We start from the raw sequence: 23,452 nt of genomic DNA, 5'->3' as shown, positions 1-23,452 counted from the left end.
CATCTGTTGTATCCTCCCGTGCAAACAACCGCCATTCCGAGCCATGAACCGACCGAGCGCGCAAGCCGCTGCCGCGCAGAACCGACGTTACGATCGGGCGAACCTGCTCGTGCTCGCGCTGCAGAGCGCGGTGTGGGCCGGCACGCTCACCTGGCTGTCGCATACCGGCGCCGGCGCGATCAAGTGGCTCGTGCTGGTGCCGTTCTGCCTCGTGATGCAGGGCGTATTCTCGATGATGCACGAAACCTTCCACGGGTTCGGGCATCGCCGGCCGATCGCGAATTATATGATGATGTGGTGGGCGTCCACGATGTTCGGCGCGGCCGCGACGCTCATCCACGTGAACCATCTCGGCCACCACGTGCGCAACCGCACGCGCGCCGAGCGCGCGGATTTCGCGACTGCGGACGAATCGCTGCTGCGCAAGCGCATCGAATACTACGCGGCGATTCTCGGCGGCATCTGGCTCGGCAGTTTCGTCGGCAGCTTCGTGCTCGCACTCGTGCCCGGCCGCACGATGCAGCGGCTCGCCGCGCGCGGCGACGACAACACCTACGCAGCCGCCTTCAAGGAATTCACGACGGCCGACTTCCGCCGGATCCGCTACGAAACGCTCGCTGCCGTCGGCGCATGGCTGCTGGTCGGCTGGCTGCTCGACTGGTCGGTGTCGGCGGTGCTGGTCGCATATGTCGCGTTCGCGTTCTCGTGGTCGTCGCTGCAATGGGTGTACCACATGCGCACGCCGCTCGACGTCGTCGAAGGCACGTACAACATGCGCGCGCCGACGCCGGTGCGCTGGCTGTTGCTGAACTTCAACTACAACCTCACGCATCATCGTCGCCCCGCGCTGCGCTGGCAGGACATGCACGCGGTGTCGGATCAGCGCGAGACGCGGCCACTGTGGTACGGCTGGCTCACGATCTTCGCACCGCCGCGCCGGTTGCCCGACGATCTCGCGCAACTCGACAAGACCTATTTCTGATGGATGCCTCCGCCCGCAGCCTGCCCGACGCGTGGCGCACGTTCGCGCGCGCCGCACAGCCGGACGTCGATCGCTGGCAGGCCGGCCTCGAAGCACCGGGCGACATGCAGGCACGGCGGCTGACGGCGCTGCTCGCCGCGAACCGCGATACGGCGTTCGGCCGACGGTTCGGCTTCGACCGGATCGACAGTCCCACCCGGTTCCGCGAGCGCGTGCCCGTGCATGCGGCCGTCGATTTCCTGCCGTGGCTCGATCGCGTGTCGCACGAAACGGAACCGGTGCTGACTGCCGAGCGCCCGGTGTTCCTCGAACGGACGAGCGGCAGCACCACGCGCCAGAAGCTGATTCCCTATACGCCCGCTTTCCTGCGCGAACTGCAGGCCGCGATGGTCGTATGGTTGGCCGACATGCATCGCGCCTGTCCGGCGCTCGGCGAAGGGCGCGCGTATTGGTCGATGTCACCGCCGCTGCAGGCGCCCGGTGTCGCGCCCAACGGGATTCCGGTCGGCTCGGCGAGCGATCTCGACTACCTCGGCGACAGCAGCGCGGCCGCGCTCGCGTCGACGCTGCTCGTGCCGCCGCTGACCGGTAACGCAGCGACGTGGCGGCGCGAGACGCTGCATGCGCTCGTCGCGGACGAAGCGCTCGCGTTCATCAGCGTATGGAGCCCGACCTTCCTGACGAGCGTGCTGCGCCCGCTGTTCGATCGCGACGATGCCGACGGCGCGCGCGATCTCGCATGGGTCGATGCGTCGCTGCCGGCCGACCGCCGCGCGGCGCTGCGCCGCGCGATCGAGGAGGGCGATTGCCGTGCGCTGTGGCCGCGCCTGGCCGCCGTGAGCTGCTGGCTGGACGGCCCGAGCAAGCATTACGCCGAGGCATTGCGCGTGCGTTTTCCGCATGTTCAATGGCTGCCGAAGGGGCTGTTCGCGACGGAAGGTGTCGCGAGCATTCCGTTCGGTGCCGGTGAGGGTTGCCCGCTCGCGATCGGCAGCCACTACCTCGAATTCGTGCGCGACGACGGCAGCGTGTGCGACGTCGATGGGCTGCGCCCCGGCGACGAAGCACAGGTGCTGCTGACCACCGGAGGCGGGCTGTATCGCTATGCACTCGGTGATCGCGTGCGCGTGGTCGGCATGACCGCGCGCACGCCGCGCATCGCGTTCGTCGGGCGCGCGGCGGCGAGCGTCGATCTCGTCGGCGAGAAGCTCGACGAACAGATTGCGGCCGACGCGTTGAACCGCGCGCATCGGCAACACCGCGAAGTCAGCGCATGCATCGTGCCGTGCCTGGCGAAAGAAGGGCTGCCGCACTACGTGCTGTGCGTTGCCGGTGACATCGGCACCGATGCAGCAAACGCGATGTGCGCAGCCGTCGAGGCCGAACTGGCGCAAGTGTTCCACTACGCGCACGCACGCCGCCTCGGCCAGCTCGGCCCGCTGCGCGTGCGCCGCCAGGGCCGATTGCCGGAACGGCTCGGCGACCTGCTGCAACTGGCGGCCGAACGGGCCGGCATCCGCGCGGGCGACGTGAAGCCGTGCGCACTCGTGACGCGGTTGCCGGTGGCCGACGCGCTGCTTGCGATGACGAATGAATGACGCAATGAACGACATGATCGAACCACGCGGATGCGGGCACGACTGCCCGTCGCGCGATGCGGCGGGGGCGCGCGAGCACGAGCATGCGCCGTCGCCCGACGGCCTGCACGAGCAATGGTTCGTCGCGTGCACCGAACGCGAACTCCCGCGCGACAAGCCGCTCGGCGTGCGGATCCTCGATACCGGCATCGTGCTGTTCCGGCAGCGCGACGGCCGGATCGCCGCGCTGATCGACCAATGCGTGCATCGCGGCACGCGCCTGTCGGCCGGCAAGGTCGACCGCGACACGCTCGTGTGCCCGTATCACGGCTGGCGCTACGACGGCGAAGGGCAGGTCGTCCACGTGCCGAGCATCGACGGCACGCAGCCAACGGGCACGCCTGGTCGCTATCCGTTCCGGCAGCGCACGCTGCCCGTGCAACTGCTCGATGGGCTCGTATGGGTGTATCTCGGCACGGGCGACCCGTCGGCGCGTGCGATCTTCCGGATGCCGTTTTGCGACGTCGCACCTTGGCAGTCGTACTTCATGGTCAACACGTTCGACGGCGACATCGCGATGCTCGCGCAGAACTTCATGGACGTGCCGCATACGGTATTCGTGCACGACGGGATCTTCCGCAGCAGCCGCGGCCAGGCGATGGAAGCGACGGTCGCGACGACACCGGACAGCGTCGCCGTCACGTATCACGACGGCGACGACAAGATCGGCTTCTGTCTCGACTGGCTCACGAACCCCGACAGCGTGCCGCTCGCGCACGTCGACCGCTTCATCGCGCCGAACGTGACGCGCTGCGACTATCTGTGGGGCGAACGTTCCGGTTTCCTGATCGTCAGCCAGATCACGCCGATCGACGCACGTCGCTCGCGCGTCTATACGTACATCGCGTACCGCTTTCGGCTGCCGCGCTGGGTGCTGCGCGCGCTGCGGCCGCTGCTGAACCTGTACACGCATCTCGTGATCCGGCAGGACGTGCGGATCATGCGTGCGCACCGACAGGGCCTCGACAACGCACCGGGCTTCCGTCCGCACAACGTGCGCGCCGACATCGTGCACGTCGCGATCGACCGGCTGCTCGAAGCGGTGAAACGCGGCGAGCCGCTGCCGGCCGCGCAGTGCGGCGAGAAGGTGATGCGCTTCGAGCTGTAGGCGCGGCACGCAGGGCCGCGTGGGGCGGGGCGTCTAGCGTGTGGAGCCGGCCTGATCCGGCGCGAATGCGGTGCCGTCCGTCAGGTAGCGATGCACGGCCGGCAGATGCTCGAGCGCGAGCGCCGGATACGCATGATGCACCTGGTGATAGCCGATGTTGCGCGGATACAGCACGAGCTTGCCGATCCAGCCGAACGTCATCGTGCGCGTCATGCGCCAGATCGATTCCGGCGTGCGTTCGTCGATCTCGACGTGCTGATGTTCGAGCAGCACGCGGTTCGCGTTCATGATGCCGCCGACGATCCACGGCAGTCCGTAGTACGTGAAGAACGGCAGATTCCAGTGCACGACGGCCGCGATCGCGACCAGGTAGCCCGCGCAATGCGGCAGGTCGGCGCGCGCGCAGGCAATGACTTCAGGGTGACGGCGCAGGTCCTGGCGCGAGCGGTCCTGCATGAAGCCGCGCGCATACCACGGCAGGAACGCCGGCCACGCGAGCGCAAGCGGCGCCATCAGCGCGCGCAGCGGCCACCAGACCGGCAGCAGCGCGCCGCGCAGCATCATCACGCGCTGCACCCAGCCGCCGCGTGCGGCCAGCCGGTGCAGGTACGGATCCTCGGCGGTGCCGACCGCACGGTGATGGCGCAGGTGGTGATAGCGCATTGCGGCGATCGACGAACCGATCGTCCAGCCGGCGAGCGCTTCGACGAGCGCGAGCGGCAGCGTCATGCGCCGCATCGGAAGATGGCAGGCATCGTGCAGGATCACGCCGAATGCCTGCAGCCGGCCCGCGATCAGCAACACGGCCGCGACATAGACGACCGGATTCGGCACGAAGCGGATCGCGGCCCAGCACAGCAGGATGCCGAGCCAGTCGACGCACGCATAGCGGACGAGCCGCCAGGGCCGCGCGCCGGCGGCGGACGGCAGCGTGCGGTTCAGTTCGGCAGGTGTCGGCAGGGCGGATGGCGTGAGCATTCGATGAGGTCGGGTGCGCCGTCGATGGCGCGCATGCAGGCGTATCGGTCGGGAATATACACCTGATTCCTCAGACGACGAGCGGTAGTGTTCAACGCCTGGCGCAGGGTGTGCCGAACCATTGCAGCCGCGTGCGCGGCTTCGTCGACGTTCGATGCATCGTCACTGGCCCTCGCGACGGCACCTTCGGGCCGTGCGAGCACCGCCCGCAGTCCCTGCCGGTCTTTCGCATCGCTCGCGCGACCGCTTGTTTACTCGAGCAACCGCAACGCGTCCGCGAGCGACAGCACCGTCGTGCGCGATTCGAAGGCGGTGGAGAACAGGTGCTCATGGACCACCGGGTCCGGGTCGTAGCAGCAGTCCTTGACCGTGTACACGCGAAAGTCCGCATCGCTCGCGTGGGCGATCGACGACAGCATCACGCCCGTCGACGCGATGCCGACCATGATCAGCGAATCGGCACCTTGCTCGACCAGCCGCGCCTGCAGATCGGTGCCGAAGAACACGCTGGCACGGTGCGCGATGATCAGCGGCTCGTCGGGCTGCCGGCCGAGCTCCGGGCACGGACCGTCGTTGATGAAGAGGCCCAGCTGCTTGATGCCCTGGCCGTTCTTGTTGCGCGGGCTGACTTCCGGATAACCGGGGCTGAACCGGAGGTTCGCGAACCAGACGCCGATGCCGCTGGCCCGCGCCGCATCGCAGAGCCGGCGCGTATTGGCGAGCAATTCGGGCGCGACGGACGGAAAGAGGCCGAGGATGTCGGTCTGGTAATGCATGACGAGCAGCGCGGTGCTCGACGGCACGAGGGCGGGAATCGGCACGGACGGGCTGTCGCCGGGGTTCGTGCGGGTTGTCGTTGCGATATCCGGTGCGTGTTGCCGAGTCATGAACGAGAGTCTCCAATAGCCCGCGGGGAACGTCAGCGTCCCCGATTTGTACCGGAAAATCGGGTCGGCCGCCGAAGCGATTTTCGTAGGGGTGTTTTGCCGCGCTGTGCGGCCGCCACCGCCAAACCGGCGCCACGTCTCTGCACGGCCGCAATATACTGGCATGCGCTTTATCGACCCACGGTTGGTCACGGTAGTGCAACGCCGATGCCGATGGTCGGTCGAGACGGCTCGCCGCTAGCGGCATGCAGTTCTTGCGCGGAGCGTGCCCGAAGCATGCCCAAAGCGGCTATACCCCGCGCGATGCCGTTTCATGTCACGTTGCGCCAACACGAGCGACACGCCATGCCAGTTACCGGATTCAGTCACTACAACCTGCGCGCGGATCGGGCGACACTCGATTCGCTGCGCGATTTCTACGTCGACATCGTCGGCTTGCACGAAGGGTTTCGTCCGCCGTTCAAGAGCTTCGGGTACTGGTTGTATGCGGGCGCGCAGGCCGTGCTGCATCTGTCGGAAGCGCGGCCGGGCGAGTCGCGACCGTCAAACGTTGCCAATACGTTCGATCACGTTGCGTTTTCCTGTGCGGACGCCGACGACATGGCGCGTCATCTGACGGGCGCCAATGTGGCATTCACGCGCGCGCACGTTCCGCTCACCGGCCAGGTGCAGTTTTTCTTTCGCGATCCGGCGGGCAATGGCGTCGAGTTGAATTTCCCGCAAGGCGAATGAGCGAGCCGAGAACAATACGTGATCGTGCCGCCGCCGTCGCCCCGTTCGGTCGTGCGAGACTCCCGCGCGCCAGAAAATCGACTGCCCTGACAAGTCGTCAACCCCTCCAGCGCCAGCAGGCCGGCACGCCGGCAATATCAACCTGCATCAAAGCATTCAACGCTTCAAAATCAATCCACTCATGTATTGATTCAAATCGCGGAAATCTTGGACTGTCCAGGAGTGGGGCGGGAGTTTAACGCCATTCTCTCGCAACGTTTTCGGAATCAGGTCCCCATTGGGGCGAAGGATGACCGACGAGACAATCACGCCCGGATAATCGTTGAGCCGCTTTTTGAAGGCGGTCGTCGTAAGGTCGGGCGTGGGTGGATTGCTTTTATTGGCCAATGGCCCCGTACCTTTGGCATCTGCTCCGTGGCACATCGCACACCTCGCCAGGAAGATCTTTTTCCCGTTATCGCTATCCGCGAAGGCGGGTGATGTTTGCGCAAGCAATGACACACCCAATGAAGCGACAACGAATATTTTCATCTTTCGTGGTTTTGTTGTGTGAACCGCTGCATGTCTCTGTGGGGGGCGATTGCTGCCGAATGGCGAGTTCCCCCATTGAGCGCGCCGATATTCATCCGCCCCCATCGTGCCAGATGAGGCGCGCCCAAGTCCGCCGCCTCAAAAAATCGACCTTCCCGAATAAGTCGTCAACCACTCCAGCGCCAGCGTCCCCGCCAACGAGTTCCCGTTCGCATCGAGCCCCGGCGCCCACACGCACACGGCCATCTCGCCTGGCAGCACCGCGACGATCCCGCCGCCGACCCCGCTTTTCGCGGGCAGCCCGACGCGATATACGAAATCCCCCGCCGCATCGTAGGTGCCGCAGGTCAGCATTAGCGCCGACAGCCGCTTCGCGGAACTCGAATCGACGATCCGCTCGCCGGTGACCGGCGCGACACCGCCGTTAGCCAGGAACAGCGCCGCGCGCGCAAGCTCGACGCAGTTCATCGTGATCGCGCACTGGCGGCAATACGCATCGATCACGATGTCGGGCGGCATCTGCATGTTGCCGAAGCTCGCCATGAAGTGCGCCATCGCACGGTTGCGCTCCGCGTGCTGCAGCTCCGATTGCGCGACGCGCGAATCGTAGTCGATGTCGTTCGCGCCGATCAGCCGCCGCACGAATTCGACGAGCGCCGTCTCGGCCTTCACGAAGCGGCGGCACAGCACGTCGGTCACGACCAGCGCACCGGCGTTGATGAACGGATTGCGCGGCTTGCCGCGCTCGCTCTCGAGCTGCACCAGCGAATTGAACGCGTTCCCGGACGGCTCGCGGCCGACCCGTTCCCACAGTTCGTCGCCCAGCAGCTGGAACGCAAGCGTGCACGCGAACAGCTTCGAGATGCTCTGGATCGAGAAGCGCTCGTACGCGTCGCCGACCGTGCAAACGTTTCCGTCTAGTGTCACGACGGCCATCCCGAACTTGTCGGCGGGCACTTTCGCGAGCTCGGGAATGTAATCGGCAACCCGTCCCTGGCCAATCCAGGGGGCGAGGTCGGTGTGGATGCGTTCGAGGATCGTCTGGTAATTCATCAAGTCAGGGGGGGCAGGGCATGGCCCGGATTCAGGCGAGCCCGTATGGAACCGTCCCGGCGCCGATTCGTCAAGCGCGGCGCGATATCGCGCCCTTATTTTCAAGACGTCTAAACAGGCAATCGGCGGGCGCAGTATCATGCGGTACGTTTCGGCCGATGGCCGGCGTCCGGCACCGGCCGGCGCCGCCGCGGCTTCCTCGATGACCCGACCGCTGCCCATGTCTTTTCGCATCCTGCTCGTCGAAGACGACACCCGCCTGTCCACGCTGATCGCCGGCTACCTGCGCAAGAACGACTATGAAGTCGACACTGTGCTGCATGGTGACGCCGCGGTGCCGGCGATCCTGTCCATTCGTCCCGATCTCGTCATTCTCGACGTGAACCTGCCGGGCAAGGACGGCTTCGAAATCTGCCGCGAGGCACGCAAGCAGTACGACGGCGTGATCATCATGGTGACGGCGCGCGACGAGCCGTTCGACGAACTGCTCGGCCTCGAGTTCGGCGCGGACGACTACGTGCACAAGCCGGTCGAGCCGCGCATCCTGCTCGCACGGATCAAGGCCCAGCTGCGCCGCGCGCCCGCGCGCGCGACCGAGAGCACCGCGCCGCAGCCCGAGCGTTACGCGTTCGGCAAGTTCTCGATCGACCGCACCGACCGCTCCGTCGTGCTGCCCGACGGCAGTACGCCCGACCTGACGTCGGCGGAATTCGACCTGTTGTGGGCGCTCGTCTGCCATGCGGGCGAAGTCGTCAGCCGCGACGACCTGATGCTGCAGTTGCGCGGCGTCGAGTTCGACGGCCTCGACCGCACGATCGACGGGCGCATCTCGAAGCTGCGCCGCAAGCTGCGCGACGACGCGAGCAACCCGCAGCGGATCAAGACGATCCGCAGCAAGGGCTATCAATTCAGCAAGCACGCGTGGGAATGACGCGGCGTTCGCACGACGCCGTCACGTTCCGCGCGGGCTTCCCACCCGCCGGCCGGGAGCCGAGATGATCCGACGAACCCGTTCGCACCCCGATGCACCGCCGCTGCCGACGCTGCGCTACGTCAAATGGCGCTGGCTGCATTTCCGCCGCGCGTGGACCGACACGCGCGCCGATCGCATCCCGAGCTGGTCGCGCCTTTACGTGCGGACCTACCTCCATCTGCTCGGCCTCGTGCTGCTGACCGCGCTCGTGCCGGCGCTCGCGCTGTGCGTCGAACTGTCGCCGCAGGTCGTGTGGCATGCGTTCGACTCGCTGCCCGGCGACATCTGGATCGTGCTCGTCTTCGTGTTCGCCGCACCGGCACTCGCGGCGTACCGGTGGATGCGGCCCGTGTGGTCGGATCTCGTGATGGTGCGCGAGCGCGCGATCGACTTCACGGGCGGACGGTTCAACACGCGTGCGCGCGAATCGCACAGCGTGATCATCGGCCCGCTCGCGCGGACGCTGAATGCGCTCGCGATGCGCATGGAACGGTTGATCGCCGCGCAGCGCGATCTGACGAACGGCATCTCGCACGAGCTGCGCACGCCGCTCGCGCGCGTGCGGTTCGCGCTCGAAATGCTGCGCGAACCGGGTTCCGCGGCAGAATACCAGGGCGCGCTCGAGAGCATCGCGCAGGACGTGACCGAGCTCGAAGAGCTGATCGACATGAGCCTCACGTATGCACGGCTCGAATACAGCTCGCTGCAGTCGAACCTCGAGATGACGGCCCCCGTCGCGTGGTTCGAGCATCAGGTCAGCGATGCGCAGCTGCTGTATCCGGAGCGTGCGATCGAGTCGCGCATCGCGATCGCGTCGGACCTGCGCGTGAAGATGGACCGGCGGCTGATGTCGTATGCGATGCGCAACCTGTTGCGCAACGCGAGCAAGTACGCGAAATCGCGGATCGTCGTCGGGATCTCGCTCGTGCACGGCAACATCGGGATCTTCGTCGAGGATGACGGCCCCGGCGTGCCGGAGAGCGAACGCGAGCGAATCTTCGACGCATTCGTGCGCCTCGACCGCCGCACCGGCGGCTATGGCCTCGGCCTGTCGATCACGCGGCAGGTGCTCCATGCGCACAACGGCCGGATCGCGGTCGTCGATCCCGTCGAGCTTGGCGGCGCGCGCTTCGAGATCAGCTGGCCGGTCTAGCGAGACGCCGCCCGGGCGCCAGGCCTCGTCAGTAACCACAGCACGACAGCACACAGCCGCGCGCCGGATGCGAATGCGCCGCCGGCCCTTCCCGCCGTTCCTTCCCGGTATCAATGCGTTCCCGCGCCGCAATCGTCGCGTGACGATTCGTTTGGCACACGTACGCGCTTTGCATTACGATTGCAATTGCAACTATATCGGCGGGCCGATCCACGACAATGCAGGCGAGTGGCCCGCCACGCAGCAGTGAAGCCGGGGCCGCCATGATGGCTGCCCCGTTGTTCATGCATTCCTGTCCGGGTCACACATCATGCGGCTTTTGAATATCGTGTCTTCTCCTCGCGGCGCCAGGTCGGCTTCGATCGCGGTCGCCAATGCCTTTGTCGATGCGTACCGGGAGACAGGCGCCACGATCGACGTCGATACGCTGAATGTCTGGGAGGAGGACTTGCCGGACTTCGACAGCGATGCGATCGGCGCCAAGTACAAGGGCGTCGCGAACGCGCCGATGGATGAGGCGGAGCAGTCGATCTGGCGGCGCATCCAGTCGCTCGTGACGCGCTTTCAGGAGGCGGACCGGATCGTCGTCGGCGTGCCGATGTGGAATTTCGGCTATCCGTACAAGCTCAAGCAGCTGATCGATCTCGTCAGCCAGCGGAACATGCTGTTTACGTTCGACGGCAACGCGTACGCGCCGCTGCTGGAGATTCCGCGCGCGCTGGTGATCCATGTTCGCGGGCAAAGCCGGGAACCCGGTGCGGGCGCCGACAATCCCGGGTTCCGGCATCAGGCCGACTACATCGAATTCTGGTTGAGGTTCATCGGCGTGAGCGAGGTCAGGAGCCTGACCGTCGAACACACGTGGGGCGCGCGGGCCAGCGACAGCATCGAACGGGCGCAAGCCCGCGCGGTCGCGATGGCGGCGGAGTTCTGACCCGGCCGGGCGGCGCGAGGCAGATGCGGAGGCCGCCGGAGCGGCATCCGCGCACGCTCAATAGGTACGGCCGAGCTGCAGGTAGAAGTTGCGGCGGCCGCTGGGCGCGAGCGCGACGCCGATGTACACGGGCCCGAACGCGGTCGACAGGCTCGTGAAGAACGTATAGCTCTGCTTGAGCGCACCGCCGCCGATCTGCTGGCCGCTCGACCAGACGTTGCCGACTTCTGCGCTGGCACCCACCGACAGCGCCTTGATCGGCGATGCGTTGAACGTCATCAGTTGGTTCATGTAGGTCACCTGCGCATACGCGAGCTCGTTGCCGTTCAACTGGTCGGCCGCATACGCGGACAGATGCTGGAAGCCGCCGAGCGTGAAATTGAACGCGTTGATCAGGTTCGTGCCGCCGATGCTCTTGCCGCCCTCGATCGTCGCGCTGACGCTGTGCCGGCCGAACTGCTGCGCCACCATCGCCTTGCCGTAGATCTCGGTGTAGGGCGCGTTGTTGATGCTGTCGTCGAAGTTCGACGCCGAGCCCCCGTTGCGCGAGACCAGCGAGCGTTCGATACGCAGCTCGGTGAAATAGCCCTTGCGCGGGAACAGCGGATCGTCGAGCTGGTCGATGACGAGCCGCGCGCGCGCGGTCAGCGCCTGCGACGTGAAGCTCGGCCACAGCAGCGTCTGGCCGTTGCCGTCGTCGAACGGCAGGTTGTAGGTCGGCGAGCCGTGCCCGGTCACGTAACCGAGGCCGATCCGGAAATCGCCGAGTCGCCCGATCGGCAGGCCGAAATCGAGCCCGGCGCGTGCGGTCTGCATCAGGTACTGCGTGATCTTCACGTCGCCGCTGTCGTCGTACAGGTTCGCATAGCGGCGCTGGTATTCCGCATACGGCGACAGATAGACGCCGTATGCCATCGACAGCGGCTGGCGGAACTCGATGCGCGCCGATTGCAGGTCGCTGCCGATCGTCGTGTCCGCGCGGAATTCGAGCCCGGATTCGGTGAGCCATGGCCGCCGGTAGCCGACGTGCAGGCGGAAGCCGCCCTCATCGGTCGAACTGCTCGACATGCCGAGCCCGAACAGCAGGAAGTTCGGCCCCCAGTATTTCTCGCGCGCGTCGATCTCGAGCACGTTTTCGTTGCCGTGGCTCACGATCTGCTGCGTGACGCTCTCGAAGTTGCCGCCCGTCGTGAGCCCGAGCAGATCCTGGCTGACTGTGTCCGGATCGTAGGTGTCGCCGGGCTTCACGTGCAGCGCGTTGCTGACGACCCGCTTCGGCACGCCGCCGGAGGTCTTGATGTCGATGCGCGTGATCCGGATCGGCGGCGGCAGCGGCTGCGCGTGCGCGGACCGGTAGGCCGCGTACTGTTCCGGCGTGAGCGCGAAGCGCTTCAGCTTCGGCAGGGCCGCGGTCGCGGCGGCAGCGCCTGCGGCGATCGCCTGCTTGGCGTTCTGGAAATCGGTGAACGCGAGCGAGCCGAGGTCCGGCGTGAGCAGCACGTCCTGCGCGTCGAGTTGCTTGCGCTGTGCGGTCACGTTCTGGCGGATCAGGATGCCGACCATCTGCTGCATCACGTCGGCGGGCGACGCGAGCGCGTCGAGCGGGCGCAGTTGCGAGCCGATGTCGACCGCGATCACGACGTTCGCGCCCATCTGCCGCGCGGTGTCGACAGGCAGGTTGCTGACGAGCCCGCCGTCCACGAGCGCGCGCCCGTTGATTTCGGCCGGCGCGAACAGGCCCGGCATCGCCATGCTCGCGCGGATCGCGAGCGGCAGCGAGCCGTGGTCGAGCACCACCATCTGGCCCGTCTGCAGGTCGGTCGCGACCGCGCGGTACGGGATCGGCAGACGGTCGAACGGCTGGTTGGTCGGCACAGCGGCCGTCCAGCTCGCGAGCAGCGCCTGCAGCCGGTTGCCCTGCACGAGGCCGACCGGCACTTTCACGCCTTTCTTGCCGAAGCCGAGCGTGAGCCCGTTGATGTACAGGCGCTCGTCCTCCCGGCTGGTTTGCGGCAGGTCCGCGCGCTCCGTCACGTCGAATGCGATGTCGGCGAGGTTGACCTCCGACAGCCGTTTCTGCATCTCGCCGGCGGCCATGCCGCTCGCGTACAGGCCGCCGACCACGGCGCCCATGCTGGTGCCGGCGATGCAGTCGATCGGGATGCGGTTGTCTTCCAGTACCTTCAGGACCCCGAGATGCGCGTAGCCGCGCGCGCCGCCGCCGGACAGCACGAGGCCGACCGACGGGCGGCCGGCCGGGCCGCCGTCGGCGTCGCAGGTGTGCCCGGATGCGGCGGGCTTGGCAGCCGGCGCGCTGGCGGCAGCGACCGGCGCGGCAATCGGGACGGCGGCGGTGACCGCGGCCGCGGCGGCGGAGTCGGCGGCCGGCAGCGGTTGCGCGGCGACCGTGCAGCACCAGAAGGCGACGAGCGTCGTGCAAAGCGGGCGCACCCGCGCCCAGCGGAAGGAAACGGTCGCTGTCATGGAGGAAATACCTGGCGTGATCGGGCGTCTGAGGCCTGCCGGGAGCAGGCAAGACCGAGAGATTACCGTGTTTTACACGCGCAATGCGAGAGGCTGTCGCGTAGCCGGAGGCATCCTGGCCGGCACTTTTGACAATTGTTTCGCGAAAAAATCATCGGAATTGCCTAAAGTATCGGAACGATTTGCCGCTAAGTTCGTGATGGGGCGGCATGGACGCGCGGCAAAATGCAGCGCGGCTGCCCAGGTCCGCTCGATTACAAAGGTTTGATATGTCGACACCGCTGTTCGGAAAGTTGTTTGCGCAACCCGTTGCGATCGACCCTGGAACGGCGAGTACGCGGATTTATACGCACGAACGCGGCGTGGTGCTGAACCAGCCGTCGGTCGTCTGCTTCCGCAAGGCCGGTGCCGGTGCGACCGACGCCCGGCCGACGCTCGAGGCCGTCGGCGAGCTCGCGAAGGCGCTGCTGGGCCGCGAACCGGGGCATCTCGAAGCCGTGCGGCCGATGCGGCACGGCGTGATCGCCGACGCGCACGCGGCCGAGCAGATGATCCGCAGCTTCATCGACATGTCGCGCACGCGTTCGCGCTTCGGCCGCCGCGTCGAAGTCACGTTGTGCGTGCCGTCCGACGCGACGGCCGTCGAGCGCCGCGCGCTCCGCGAGGCCGCCTTCGCCGCGGGTGTATCGGAGGTCGAACTGATCGAGGAATCGCTCGCGGCCGGGCTCGGCGCGGGCCTGCCGGTGACCGAGCCGGTCGGCTCGATGGTCGTCGATATCGGTGGCGGGACCACCGAAGTCGCGGTGATCGCGCTCGGCGGCATCGTCTACCGCGAGGCGATTCGCGTGGGCGGCAACCAGTTCGACGCGGCGATCGTCAACCATGTGCGCAACCTGTATGGCGTGCTGCTCGGCGAACAGACGGCCGAACACGTGAAGCAGACGATCGGTTCGGCCACCAGCGCGGTGCCGCGCCGGTCGACGCGCGCGGTCGGGCGGGGTGTCGGCGACGGGCTGCCGCGCTCGATCGAACTGTCCAACCACGACGTGGCGGACGCGCTGGCCGCGCCGCTCAAGCAGGTGATCGGCGCGGTGAAGTCGGTGCTGGAGAACGCGCCGGCCGAGCTCGTGACCGACATCGCGAATCGCGGCGTGGTGCTGACGGGCGGCGGTGCGCTGCTCGCGGATTTCGAGCGCCTGCTGTACGACGAGACGGGGCTCGTTGCCCGGATCGCCGACGAGCCGGCCACCTGCGCGGTGCGCGGCGCAGGCGAGGCGATGGGGCGGCTCACGATGTGCCAGGCCGACTGATTCGGGTCGTGCCGGCCAGGCGTCGCCGAGCGGCGCGCGCATTCACACTCTTTCGATTTCCGTATTGCGTACCCGCGTCGCCGGGTACGTGTCTCCAGCCGGCTTTCAGGAACGCCGTTCACCGTCCGGCATTGGTCCGTTGCGTGGACACCCGAACGCGCACCGTGCTAGCGTTACGCGCCCGTCCGGGGCCGGGCAAGCCGCTACGCCCGACGACCTGAGAGACCGAAAACCTTGGAAAACCACACCAAACGGCGCGTGTTTGCCCGCCTGGGCCGCTTGCTGGCCGTCGTCGCCAGCCTCTGGATCGTCGCGGCCGTTGCGCTCGTCGCGTACGGGATGCGGATGCCGAGCGAGCCGGCCGACGTCGCCGTGATCTTCGGCAACGCGCTCGACGAGGCCGGCGCGCCGAAGCCCGTGCTCGCCGCCAGGCTCGACGTGGGCGTGCGCTGCTACCGCACGGGGCAGTGCCCGGCGTTCCTCGTCAGCGGCGCGATCGACGGCCCGGGGCTGAACGAGGCGACCGCGATGCGCGACTATCTCGTGGCGCGCGGCGTGCCGGCCGACCGGATCGTGGTCGACGACCAGGGCGACAACACACTCGCGACCGCGCAGCACACGCTCGCCTATCTGCAGGCGCATCACGTGTCGCGCGTGGTGATCGTCAGCCAGTATTACCACCTCGCGCGGGCGCGCCTCGCGTTCGAGCGCGTCGGCATCGCGCGGGCGGACATCTCCGCCGCGTATCCGCGCCGTTTCCAGTTGCGCGACGTCTATTCGAGCTGGCGCGAAGTGCCGGCGTACGCGGTGTATGCGGTGCGGCTGTGGGTGAACCCCGATGCGCGGCCTGTCTCGTTCCGGCCGATGCTTTATCTGATGAGCCTGTTTTCGTAACGCGGGATGGTGTTCGACCGATGCGCGACGGAAATCCAAGGATCGGGTAATTGCCGGATTTGCTTTATTTCGTCTGATGAATGACGGCGTGGAGATTTATCTCGTGTCGATATTTTTCGGGCGTGCGAATATTGCGTTGCAATAAATAATCGTGTTAATCGCGCCGATATCGGTATTTTCACCGATACGGTGATTCCCGTATTTTTTGAGGAATATCAAACCGGTTGACAGGCGGCATACGAAGTTACCTGTCTGAAGTGCTCCGATAAGTAAAAAATGCGCGCTCATTGCATCCCCCGATATGCAAGGGTAAAGATCGACTGGAAAAGCCTGTTTTTTTGAGCTAGCCTTGTCTGACAAAAGCAGGGCGGTAATCAAATCAACCAGAAAATCGCTGCAGAAGAAACAGGGGCCACCGACATGTCATTCGACTAGTTTCACGCCTGCCTGCCCGGGGCAATTAAAGATTCGTCCATGAATTAACCGGCGTCGCATCGCGGCAGCCGGGGGGGCACGCTTTTGTCCGCGATTATCTGCGGCCGCTGTTCGATTTCACGGTAATGCCAATTCCAATAACATAATTGAGGGAAAGCATGAATCTTGCACGTTCGAAAAAATCCGGCGAACCGTTTCCGAAATTGTTATTGCCGACGGGTGTTTTTCTGGCGCTGTCCGGCGCCGGTATCGTGCCCGCCTATGCGACCTGTACCACCGCGGGCACGACGGTGACCTGCTCCGGGGTCGCCAACCCGCTTGCACCGAGCTATTCGAACAGCGCAAACAATATAAACGCGACCGTCAACCCCGGCGCGAGCGTTGGCGTGCTGCTCGGCGTCGGTGGCACCGCGATGTCGCTGACGGGCAGCAATACGCAGCTGACCAACAACGGCACGATCGACCCTTCGGCGCTCGGCACCGGGCTCGGCGTGCTGTCGAGCGGCGCGGTGATCGGCAACGCGGCGGCGAGCGCCGGCACCACCGTCACCAACAACGGCACGATGAACGGTTCGACCGGCGTGGCGATCAGCGGCGTGACGGGCATGGCGCTGTCGGTCCAGAACGGAACCGGCGGCACGTCGACGATCAACAACACCGGCACGATCGGCTCGAACCCGCTGGTCGGCGCGACCCTCACCGGCGCGGACGCGCCTGTGGTCGCCGCGTACGGTGGCGCAACGGTCAACATGACGAACAGCGGGACGATCACCGGCCGCGTGTCGCTCGGTTCGAACGGCACGCCCGGCGCGGGCAATACGTTCGTCAACTCGGGCACGATCAACGGCAGCGTGTCGATGGGCGCGAACAGCACGAACTCGTTTACCGCGGTGACGGGCTCGTCGGTCAACACGGCCGGCGGCATCGGGGGCGCGTTCAACATCACGGTCGGCCCGGTCACGCTCGGCGTTGCCGCGACGGGCACGGTCGATGGCGGTGCGGGCGGCGACAACACGCTCAAGCTGCAGCAGGGGGCCGGCGCGAACGGCACGATCGCGGTCAACAATTACATCAACTTCAATCACCTGAACGTCCAGAGCGGCAACTGGACGATCAATGGCGCATCGACCGCGCAGGACGCAACGCTGGCAGGCGGCGTCGCGATCATCAATGACAACGCGTCGCTCGGCACGGGCACCATCACGGCCACCGGCGGCGCGCTGCAGGCAGGTACGGCCGGGCTCAACGTCAGCAACGACGTGACGCTCAACGCGGGCGGGCTGACGGTGCAGGGCTCGACCGGGCTCACGCTGTCGGGCACGGTGTCGGGCGGCGGCGCGCTGACGAAGAACGACGGCGGCACGCTGACGCTGTCCGGCGCGAACACCTACACGGGCGGCACGAACCTGAACGCCGGCGGCATCGTGGTCGGCAACAACGGGGCGCTCGGCACCGGTGCGCTGAACGTCAACGGCTCGGCCACGCTCGACTCGAGTACGAACGCGACGCTCAACAACACCGTCAACCTCGCCACGGGCACGACGCTGACGGTCGGCGGCAGCAACAATCTCGGGCTGGCCGGCAGCATCAACGGCAACGGCGGCCTCGTGAAGAACGGTGCGGCCACGCTGACGCTGAGTGGCGCGAACACCTACACCGGCGACACGACGATCAACGCCGGCACGCTGGCGCTGGGGGCGGGCGGCACCCTGTCCGCGAGCGGCACGGTGAACCTGACCGGCGCGGGCGCGACGTTCGACATGACCAACGCGTCGGGCACGCAGACGATCGGTGCGCTGGCGGGCGCGGCCGGCACCAACGTGAACCTCGGCGGCAATTCTCTGACGCTGAACGGCAGCGCCAATGCGACGTACGCCGGCTCGATCGGCGGCACGGGCGGCGTCACGCTGACGGGCACCGGCACGCAGACGCTGTCCGGCACGAACACCTACACGGGCGGCACGAACCTGAACGGCGGCAACCTCTCCGTCGGCAGCAATACGGCGCTCGGCCTCGGCGCGGTGAACGTGAACGGCTCGTCGACGCTCGACGCGACCACCAACGTGTCGCTCGCGAACGGTGTCAACATCGCCACCGGCACGACGCTGACACTCGGCGGCAGCACGAATCTCGGCCTGAGCGGCACGGTCTCGGGCGGCGGCGGTCTCGTGAAGAACGGCGCGGCGACCGTGACGCTGTCCGGCGCGAACAACTACGCCGGCGGCACGACCCTGAATGCAGGCGGCCTGGTGCTCGGCAACAATGCGGCGCTCGGCACGGGCGCGCTGACCGTTGGCGGCGCGGCGACGCTCGATACGAACACGAACCTGTCGGTCAACAACGCGGTCAACCTCAACACCAGTTCGACGCTGACCCTGGGCGGCAGCAATGCCCTCACGCTGAACGGCGGCATCACCGGCGCGGGCGCTCTCGTGAAGGACGGCGCGGCGACCACGACGTTGACGGCCGCCAACACGTATACGGGCGGCACGACGATCAACGCGGGCACGCTGGCGATCAGCGGGGGCGGCAGCCTCGCGGCGACCGGCGCGGTGAACCTGGCCGGCGCGGGTGCGACGCTCGACGTGAGCGCCGCGACCGGTGCGCAGTCGATCGGTGCGCTGTCGGGCGTCGCGGGGACGAATGTCGCGCTGGGCGGTAACGGGCTGACGCTGGGCGGGACCGCCAGCGGCACCTTCAGCGGCGCGATCGGCGGCACCGGCAGCCTGACGCTGGCGGGCACCGGCACGCAGACGCTGAACGGCGCGAGCACCTATTCGGGCGGCACGAACCTGAACGGCGGCAGCAGCGTGGTGCTCGGCGACAACAGCGCGCTCGGTACCGGCACGGTGAACGTCGCAGGCGCGGCAACGCTCGATACGAACGCGAGCCTGTCGGTCACCAACGCGGTCAATCTTGCGAACGGTTCGACGCTGACGCTGGGCGGCAGCAATGCGCTCGCGTTGAGCGGCGGCATTTCCGGCGCGGGCGGTCTCGTGAAGAATGGCCCGGCGACCACGACGCTGACGGGCGCGAACACCTACACGGGCGGCACGACGATCGACGCGGGCACGCTGGCGGTGGGCGCGGGCGGCAGCCTGGCGGCGACGGGCGCGGTGAACCTGGCAGGCGCGGGCGCGGCGCTCGACCTCAGCACGGCGACCAGTGCCCAGACGATCGGTGCGCTGTCGGGTGTCGCGGGGACGCTCGTCAACATGGGCGGCAACGGGCTGACGCTGGGCGGGACCGCCAGCGGCACCTTCAGCGGCGTGATCGGCGGGACGGGCAGCCTGACGCTGGCGGGCACCGGCACGCAGACCCTGACGGGCGCGAACGTCTATACGGGCGGCACGAACCTGAACAGCGGCGGCCTGGTGCTCGGCAACAACGGGGCGCTCGGCGGCGGCGCGCTGAACGTCGGCGGCGCGGCGACGCTCGACACGAGCGCGAGCCTGTCGGTCAACAACGCGGTCAATCTCGGCACGGGCGCGACGCTGACGCTCGGCGGCAGCAACGCGCTTTCGTTGAACGGCGGCATCACCGGCGCGGGTGCCCTCGTGAAGGACGGCGCGGCGACGACGACGCTCACGAGCGCGGCCAACTATACGGGCGGCACGACGATCAACGCGGGCACGCTGGCGCTCGGTGCCGGCGGCAGCCTGGCGGCGACGGGCGCGGTGAACGTGGCCGGCGTGGGCGCGACACTCGACCTGAGCGGCGCGACGGGCGCACAGACGATCGGCGCACTGAGCGGTGTCGCCGGCTCGGCCGTGAACCTCGGCGGCAACGGGCTGACGTTGAGCGGGACCGCCAGCGGCAATTTCGGCGGCACGATCGGCGGTACCGGCGGCCTGACCGTCGCCGGCACGGGCACGCAAACGCTGTCCGGCACGAACACGTACACGGGCGGCACGACGATCAACGGCGGCAGCACGTTGGCGCTGGGCGCGGGCGGCAGCCTTGCGTCGGGCAGCGCGGTGACGCTCGCCGGCACGGGCGCGACGTTCAACCTGAGCGGCGCATCGGGCGCGCAGACGCTCGGCGTGCTGAGCGGCGGCGCAGGCACGAACGTCAATCTCGGCGCGAATACGCTCACGCTGAACGGCAGCGGCAACAACACGTTCGGCGGCGCGATCGGCGGCACCGGCGGCGTGACGTTCGCGGGCGCCGGCACGCAGACGCTGACGGGCGCGAACACCTACACCGGTGTTACGACCATCAACGGCGGCAGCACGCTGGCGCTGGGTGCGGGCGGTAGCCTCGCGTCGGGCAGCACGGTGAATCTGGCCGGCACGGGCGCGACTTTCAACGTGAGCGGCGCGACGGGCGCGCAGACGATCGGTGCGCTGAGCGGCGGCGCCGGCACGAACGTGAACCTCGGCACGAATGCGTTGACCTTGAACGTCAGCGGCAACGCCGCATTCGGCGGGACGATCGGCGGTGCGGGCGGCGTGACGGTTGCCGGCAGCGGCACGCAAACGCTCACGGGCGCGAACACCTACACCGGCGGCACGACCATCAACGGCGGCAGCACGCTGGCGCTGGGTGCGGGCGGCAGTCTTGCGTCGGGCAGCGCGGTGAACCTCGCCGGCACGGGCGCGACGTTCAACCTGAGCGGTGCATCGGGACCGCAGACGCTCGGCACGCTGTCCGGCGGCACCGGCACGAACGTGAACCTCGGCGCCAATGCGCTCACGCTGAACGGCGCCGGCAACAACACGTTCGGCGGCGCGATCGGCGGCACCGGCGGCGTCACGTTCGCGGGCGCCGGCACGCAAACGCTGACGGGCGCAAACACCTACACCGGCGGCACGACCATCAACGGCGGCAGCACGCTCGCGTTGGGCGCAGGCGGCAGCCTCGCGTCGGGCAGCGCGGTGAATCTCGCGGGCACGGGTGCGACGTTCGACGTGAGCGGTGCGTCGGGCGCACAGACGGTCGGGGCGCTGAGCGGCGGCGCCGGCACGAACGTGAACCTCGGCACGAATGCGCTCACGCTGAGCGGCAGCGGCAACGGCACGTTCGGCGGCGCGATCGGCGGCGCGGGCGGCGTGACGTTCGCGGGCACCGGCACGCAGACGTTGACGGGTGCGAACACCTACACGGGCGGCACGACCATCAACGGCGGCAGCACGCTGGCGCTCGGCGCGGGCGGCAGCCTCGCGTCGGGCAGCGCGGTGAATCTCGCGGGCACAGGTGCGACGTTCGACGTGAGCGGTGCGACGGGCACGCAGACGATCGGCACGTTGAACGGCGCGGCCGGCGCGACCGTCAATCTCGGCGCCAATGCACTGACGTTGAACGGCAGCGGCAACGGCACGTTCGGCGGGACGATCGGCGGCGCGGGCGGCGTGACGATCGCCGGCACCGGCGTCCAGACGCTGACGGGCGCGAACACGTACACGGGCGGCACCACGATCGCGGCCGGCGGCGCGCTGCAACTCGGCAACGGCGGCACGTCGGGCAGCATCGCCGGCAATGTCGTCGACAACGGCGCGCTGATCGTCAATCAATCCGGCAACGTGACGATCGCAAGCGTGCTGTCCGGCACCGGTTCGCTCACGCAGGCCGGCAGCGGGCAGCTGACGTTGACGGGCACCAGCACGCTGAGCGGCCCGACCACGGTCAGCGCGGGCACGCTCGCCGTCAACGGGTCGCTCGGCCAGTCGACCGTGACCGTGCAGAGCGGTGCGACGGTCACGGGCACCGGCACGATCGGCGGCCTCGTGGTGCAGGGCGGCGCGACTGCAGCCGCGTCGCAGCCGGGCGCGGCGCTGAACGTGGGCGGCAACGTCACGTTCCAGCCGGGCTCGACGTTCCAGGTCGTGGCCACGCCGCAGCAAAGCGGCAGTCTCGCGGCAAGCGGCACGGCGACGCTGAACGGCGGCACCGTGCAGGTGCTCGCGAACCAGAGCGGCTACCAGCCGAGCACGACCTATACGATCCTCACCGCAGGGTCGGGCGTGCAGGGCACGTTCAGCCAGGTGAATGCGAACTACGCGTTCCTCACGCCGACGCTTAGCTACGATCCGGATCACGTGTACCTGCGGCTGGTCTCGAACGGTACCGCGTTTTCCGATGTCGCGACGACGCCGAACCAGCGCTCGGTCGCGGCCGCGCTCGGCGGGCTCGGCGCCGGCAACCCGCTGTACGACGCCGTGATGACGACCGACGCGACGACCGCACGCCGCGCGTACGGGCAGCTCGACGGCGAACTGCAGGCGAGCCTGAAGAGCATGCTGCTGCTCGACAGCCGCTATGTGCGCGACGCGGTGACGGACCGCGTCCGCCAGGGCCTCGCGCCGGGATCGGGTCCGCTCGCCGCGCTGTCGTCGGGTGGTGCGGCCCTGTGCGGCGACAACACGGCCGGCGCGGTCGACCCGACGCTGCCGCCGGAACGCCGGATCGGCTCGCGCGACGGCTGCTACGGCGGCACGCCTTACCAGCCGGTCGTCTGGGGGCAGGCGTTCGGCGGCCGCAGCCGGCTCACCGGCGACGGCAACGCGTCGACGGTCAACCGCAGCATGACGGGCTTCATCGCCGGTGCCGACATGGCGCTCAACGACAAGTGGCGTGCGGGCCTGGCCGCAGGCGTCACGCACAGCTCGCTCGACAACGACCAGAGTTCGTCGGCGTCGGTGAACAGCTACTACCTGTCGCTGTACGGCGGCGCGCAGTACGGCGCACTCGGCGTGCGCGGCGGCGCGTCGTACACGTGGTACCGCATCAACAGCGACCGTTCGCCGGGCTTCGCGGGCTTCTCCGATCACGATTCGGCCGGCTACGACGCGAATTCGGCGCAGGTGTTCGGCGAAGTCGGCTATGCGCTGCCGGTCGGGCCCGTGGCGATCGAGCCGTTCGCGGGCCTCGCGTATGTGAACCTGCACACCGACGGCTATACGGAAACCGGTGGCGCGGCCGCGCTGCGCGCCGGCGGCGAGACGACGCACGTCGGCTTCTCGACCCTCGGCGTGCGCGCGGCGTCGCAGCTCGGCTCGATCGCGAGCGGCACGTTCACCGCGCGCGGGACGGTCGGCTGGCGGCATGCGTTCGGCAACGTGACGCCGTCGTCGGCGTTCACGTTCGCGAACGGCGGTACCTCGTTCCAGGTATCGGGCGTGCCGATTGCTCGCGACAGCGCCGTGCTCGAGGCCGGCATCGACGCGAACATCACGAAGCGCCTGACGCTCGGCCTCACGTACAGCGGCCAGTACGGCAGCGGCGTGCGCGACAACGCCATCCTCGGCAACATCCTGTGGAAGTTCTGACCAGCGCCTGACGTGCCTGCGCGATGCCATGCGGCGACGACCACGTCGCATGGCATCGCGTCTTTTTCCTCGCTGCGCACGTTCCCCGTTCTG

Annotated in this window: 15 protein-coding genes; 10 read left to right on the top strand and 5 right to left on the bottom strand. The window is 67.8% G+C overall.

The window, feature by feature from the left end:
• Positions 1 to 43 precede the first annotated feature (43 nt).
• The 3 genes from C5O79_RS19955 to C5O79_RS19945 are packed head-to-tail and all read left to right on the top strand — an operon-like array spanning position 44 to position 3,727.
• Entirely contained in the window at positions 44 to 982 is a 939-nt protein-coding gene (locus tag C5O79_RS19955) for a fatty acid desaturase (RefSeq protein ID WP_122476492.1), read from the top strand.
• Complete coding sequence (locus tag C5O79_RS19950; RefSeq protein ID WP_122476490.1) at positions 982 to 2,580, top strand: GH3 auxin-responsive promoter family protein; 1,599 nt, start codon at positions 982 to 984, stop codon at positions 2,578 to 2,580. The genes C5O79_RS19955 and C5O79_RS19950 overlap by 1 nt, the downstream gene beginning before the upstream one ends.
• A gap of 4 nt (positions 2,581 to 2,584) precedes the next feature.
• Positions 2,585 to 3,727, top strand: a complete 1,143-nt coding sequence (locus tag C5O79_RS19945; protein WP_236862341.1) for an aromatic ring-hydroxylating dioxygenase subunit alpha — start codon at positions 2,585 to 2,587, stop codon at positions 3,725 to 3,727.
• 33 nt (positions 3,728 to 3,760) lie between these two features.
• Here C5O79_RS19945 and C5O79_RS19940 read toward each other — a convergent pair whose 3' ends face one another.
• Entirely contained in the window at positions 3,761 to 4,705 is a 945-nt protein-coding gene (locus tag C5O79_RS19940; protein WP_047849598.1) for a fatty acid desaturase family protein, read from the bottom strand.
• Positions 4,706 to 4,956: 251 nt separating this feature from the next.
• Positions 4,957 to 5,592: an isochorismatase family cysteine hydrolase gene (locus tag C5O79_RS19930; RefSeq protein WP_122476484.1), complete on the bottom strand. Its 636-nt coding sequence runs from the start codon at positions 5,590 to 5,592 to the stop codon at positions 4,957 to 4,959.
• A 345-nt stretch (positions 5,593 to 5,937) separates the two neighbouring features.
• Here C5O79_RS19930 and C5O79_RS19925 point away from each other — a divergent pair, with 345 nt between their 5' ends.
• Complete coding sequence (locus C5O79_RS19925) at positions 5,938 to 6,324, top strand: VOC family protein (protein ID WP_122476481.1); 387 nt, start codon at positions 5,938 to 5,940, stop codon at positions 6,322 to 6,324.
• Positions 6,325 to 6,480: 156 nt separating this feature from the next.
• Here C5O79_RS19925 and C5O79_RS19920 read toward each other — a convergent pair whose 3' ends face one another.
• Together C5O79_RS19920 and C5O79_RS19915 are read right to left on the bottom strand one after the other, a co-directional pair.
• Positions 6,481 to 6,855 (bottom strand): cytochrome c, encoded by a 375-nt coding sequence (locus C5O79_RS19920; RefSeq protein ID WP_122476478.1) that lies wholly within the window; start codon positions 6,853 to 6,855, stop codon positions 6,481 to 6,483.
• 138 nt (positions 6,856 to 6,993) lie between these two features.
• On the bottom strand, positions 6,994 to 7,908 hold the full coding sequence (locus tag C5O79_RS19915) for a glutaminase (protein WP_047849601.1): 915 nt from the start codon (positions 7,906 to 7,908) through the stop codon (positions 6,994 to 6,996).
• 220 nt (positions 7,909 to 8,128) lie between these two features.
• Here C5O79_RS19915 and C5O79_RS19910 point away from each other — a divergent pair, with 220 nt between their 5' ends.
• The 3 genes from C5O79_RS19910 (at position 8,129) to C5O79_RS19900 (ending at position 10,968) form a co-directional block, all read left to right on the top strand.
• Entirely contained in the window at positions 8,129 to 8,839 is a 711-nt protein-coding gene (locus C5O79_RS19910; RefSeq protein ID WP_046548400.1) for a response regulator, read from the top strand.
• Between the two features lie 64 nt (positions 8,840 to 8,903).
• Positions 8,904 to 10,034 (top strand): ATP-binding protein, encoded by a 1,131-nt coding sequence (locus tag C5O79_RS19905; protein WP_046548399.1) that lies wholly within the window; start codon positions 8,904 to 8,906, stop codon positions 10,032 to 10,034.
• Between the two features lie 310 nt (positions 10,035 to 10,344).
• Positions 10,345 to 10,968: an NAD(P)H-dependent oxidoreductase gene (locus C5O79_RS19900; protein ID WP_122476476.1), complete on the top strand. Its 624-nt coding sequence runs from the start codon at positions 10,345 to 10,347 to the stop codon at positions 10,966 to 10,968.
• 57 nt (positions 10,969 to 11,025) lie between these two features.
• Here C5O79_RS19900 and C5O79_RS19895 read toward each other — a convergent pair whose 3' ends face one another.
• On the bottom strand, positions 11,026 to 13,452 hold the full coding sequence (locus tag C5O79_RS19895; protein WP_046548397.1) for a patatin-like phospholipase family protein: 2,427 nt from the start codon (positions 13,450 to 13,452) through the stop codon (positions 11,026 to 11,028).
• A gap of 269 nt (positions 13,453 to 13,721) precedes the next feature.
• Between C5O79_RS19895 and C5O79_RS19890 the strand changes: the two genes are divergently transcribed.
• From C5O79_RS19890 to C5O79_RS19880, 3 genes are all read left to right on the top strand, one after another.
• The gene (locus C5O79_RS19890; protein ID WP_046548396.1) at positions 13,722 to 14,762 is read left to right on the top strand and encodes a rod shape-determining protein; all 1,041 of its coding nucleotides are present in this window, start codon (positions 13,722 to 13,724) and stop codon (positions 14,760 to 14,762) included.
• A 234-nt stretch (positions 14,763 to 14,996) separates the two neighbouring features.
• Complete coding sequence (locus C5O79_RS19885) at positions 14,997 to 15,656, top strand: YdcF family protein (protein WP_122476474.1); 660 nt, start codon at positions 14,997 to 14,999, stop codon at positions 15,654 to 15,656.
• Positions 15,657 to 16,249: 593 nt separating this feature from the next.
• Positions 16,250 to 23,359 (top strand): autotransporter-associated beta strand repeat-containing protein, encoded by a 7,110-nt coding sequence (locus C5O79_RS19880; protein WP_131931580.1) that lies wholly within the window; start codon positions 16,250 to 16,252, stop codon positions 23,357 to 23,359.
• The last annotated feature ends 93 nt before the right edge of the window (positions 23,360 to 23,452 follow it).

The organism is Burkholderia sp. SRS-25 (assembly GCF_004343765.1).
GTDB classification, from domain to species: domain Bacteria; phylum Pseudomonadota; class Gammaproteobacteria; order Burkholderiales; family Burkholderiaceae; genus Burkholderia; species Burkholderia contaminans.
Note: the sequence above shows the minus strand (reverse complement) of the source record. Positions and strands in the feature narration are given on the sequence as shown.

Bases quoted from the DNA above. Each gene is read 5' to 3' on its own strand.
- C5O79_RS19920 (WP_122476478.1), bottom strand. From the start codon at position 6,855: ATGAAAATATTCGTTGTCGCTTCATTGGGTGTGTCATTGCTTGCGCAA.
- C5O79_RS19955 (WP_122476492.1), top strand. From the start codon at position 44: ATGAACCGACCGAGCGCGCAAGCCGCTGCCGCGCAGAACCGACGTTAC.
- C5O79_RS19950 (WP_122476490.1), top strand. From the start codon at position 982: ATGGATGCCTCCGCCCGCAGCCTGCCCGACGCGTGGCGCACGTTCGCG.
- C5O79_RS19880 (WP_131931580.1), top strand. From the start codon at position 16,250: ATGAATCTTGCACGTTCGAAAAAATCCGGCGAACCGTTTCCGAAATTG.
- C5O79_RS19910 (WP_046548400.1), top strand. From the start codon at position 8,129: ATGTCTTTTCGCATCCTGCTCGTCGAAGACGACACCCGCCTGTCCACG.
- C5O79_RS19900 (WP_122476476.1), top strand. From the start codon at position 10,345: ATGCGGCTTTTGAATATCGTGTCTTCTCCTCGCGGCGCCAGGTCGGCT.
- C5O79_RS19895 (WP_046548397.1), bottom strand. From the start codon at position 13,452: ATGACAGCGACCGTTTCCTTCCGCTGGGCGCGGGTGCGCCCGCTTTGC.
- C5O79_RS19925 (WP_122476481.1), top strand. From the start codon at position 5,938: ATGCCAGTTACCGGATTCAGTCACTACAACCTGCGCGCGGATCGGGCG.
- C5O79_RS19905 (WP_046548399.1), top strand. From the start codon at position 8,904: ATGATCCGACGAACCCGTTCGCACCCCGATGCACCGCCGCTGCCGACG.
- C5O79_RS19930 (WP_122476484.1), bottom strand. From the start codon at position 5,592: ATGACTCGGCAACACGCACCGGATATCGCAACGACAACCCGCACGAAC.
- C5O79_RS19890 (WP_046548396.1), top strand. From the start codon at position 13,722: ATGTCGACACCGCTGTTCGGAAAGTTGTTTGCGCAACCCGTTGCGATC.
- C5O79_RS19945 (WP_236862341.1), top strand. From the start codon at position 2,585: ATGAACGACATGATCGAACCACGCGGATGCGGGCACGACTGCCCGTCG.
- C5O79_RS19940 (WP_047849598.1), bottom strand. From the start codon at position 4,705: ATGCTCACGCCATCCGCCCTGCCGACACCTGCCGAACTGAACCGCACG.
- C5O79_RS19915 (WP_047849601.1), bottom strand. From the start codon at position 7,908: ATGAATTACCAGACGATCCTCGAACGCATCCACACCGACCTCGCCCCC.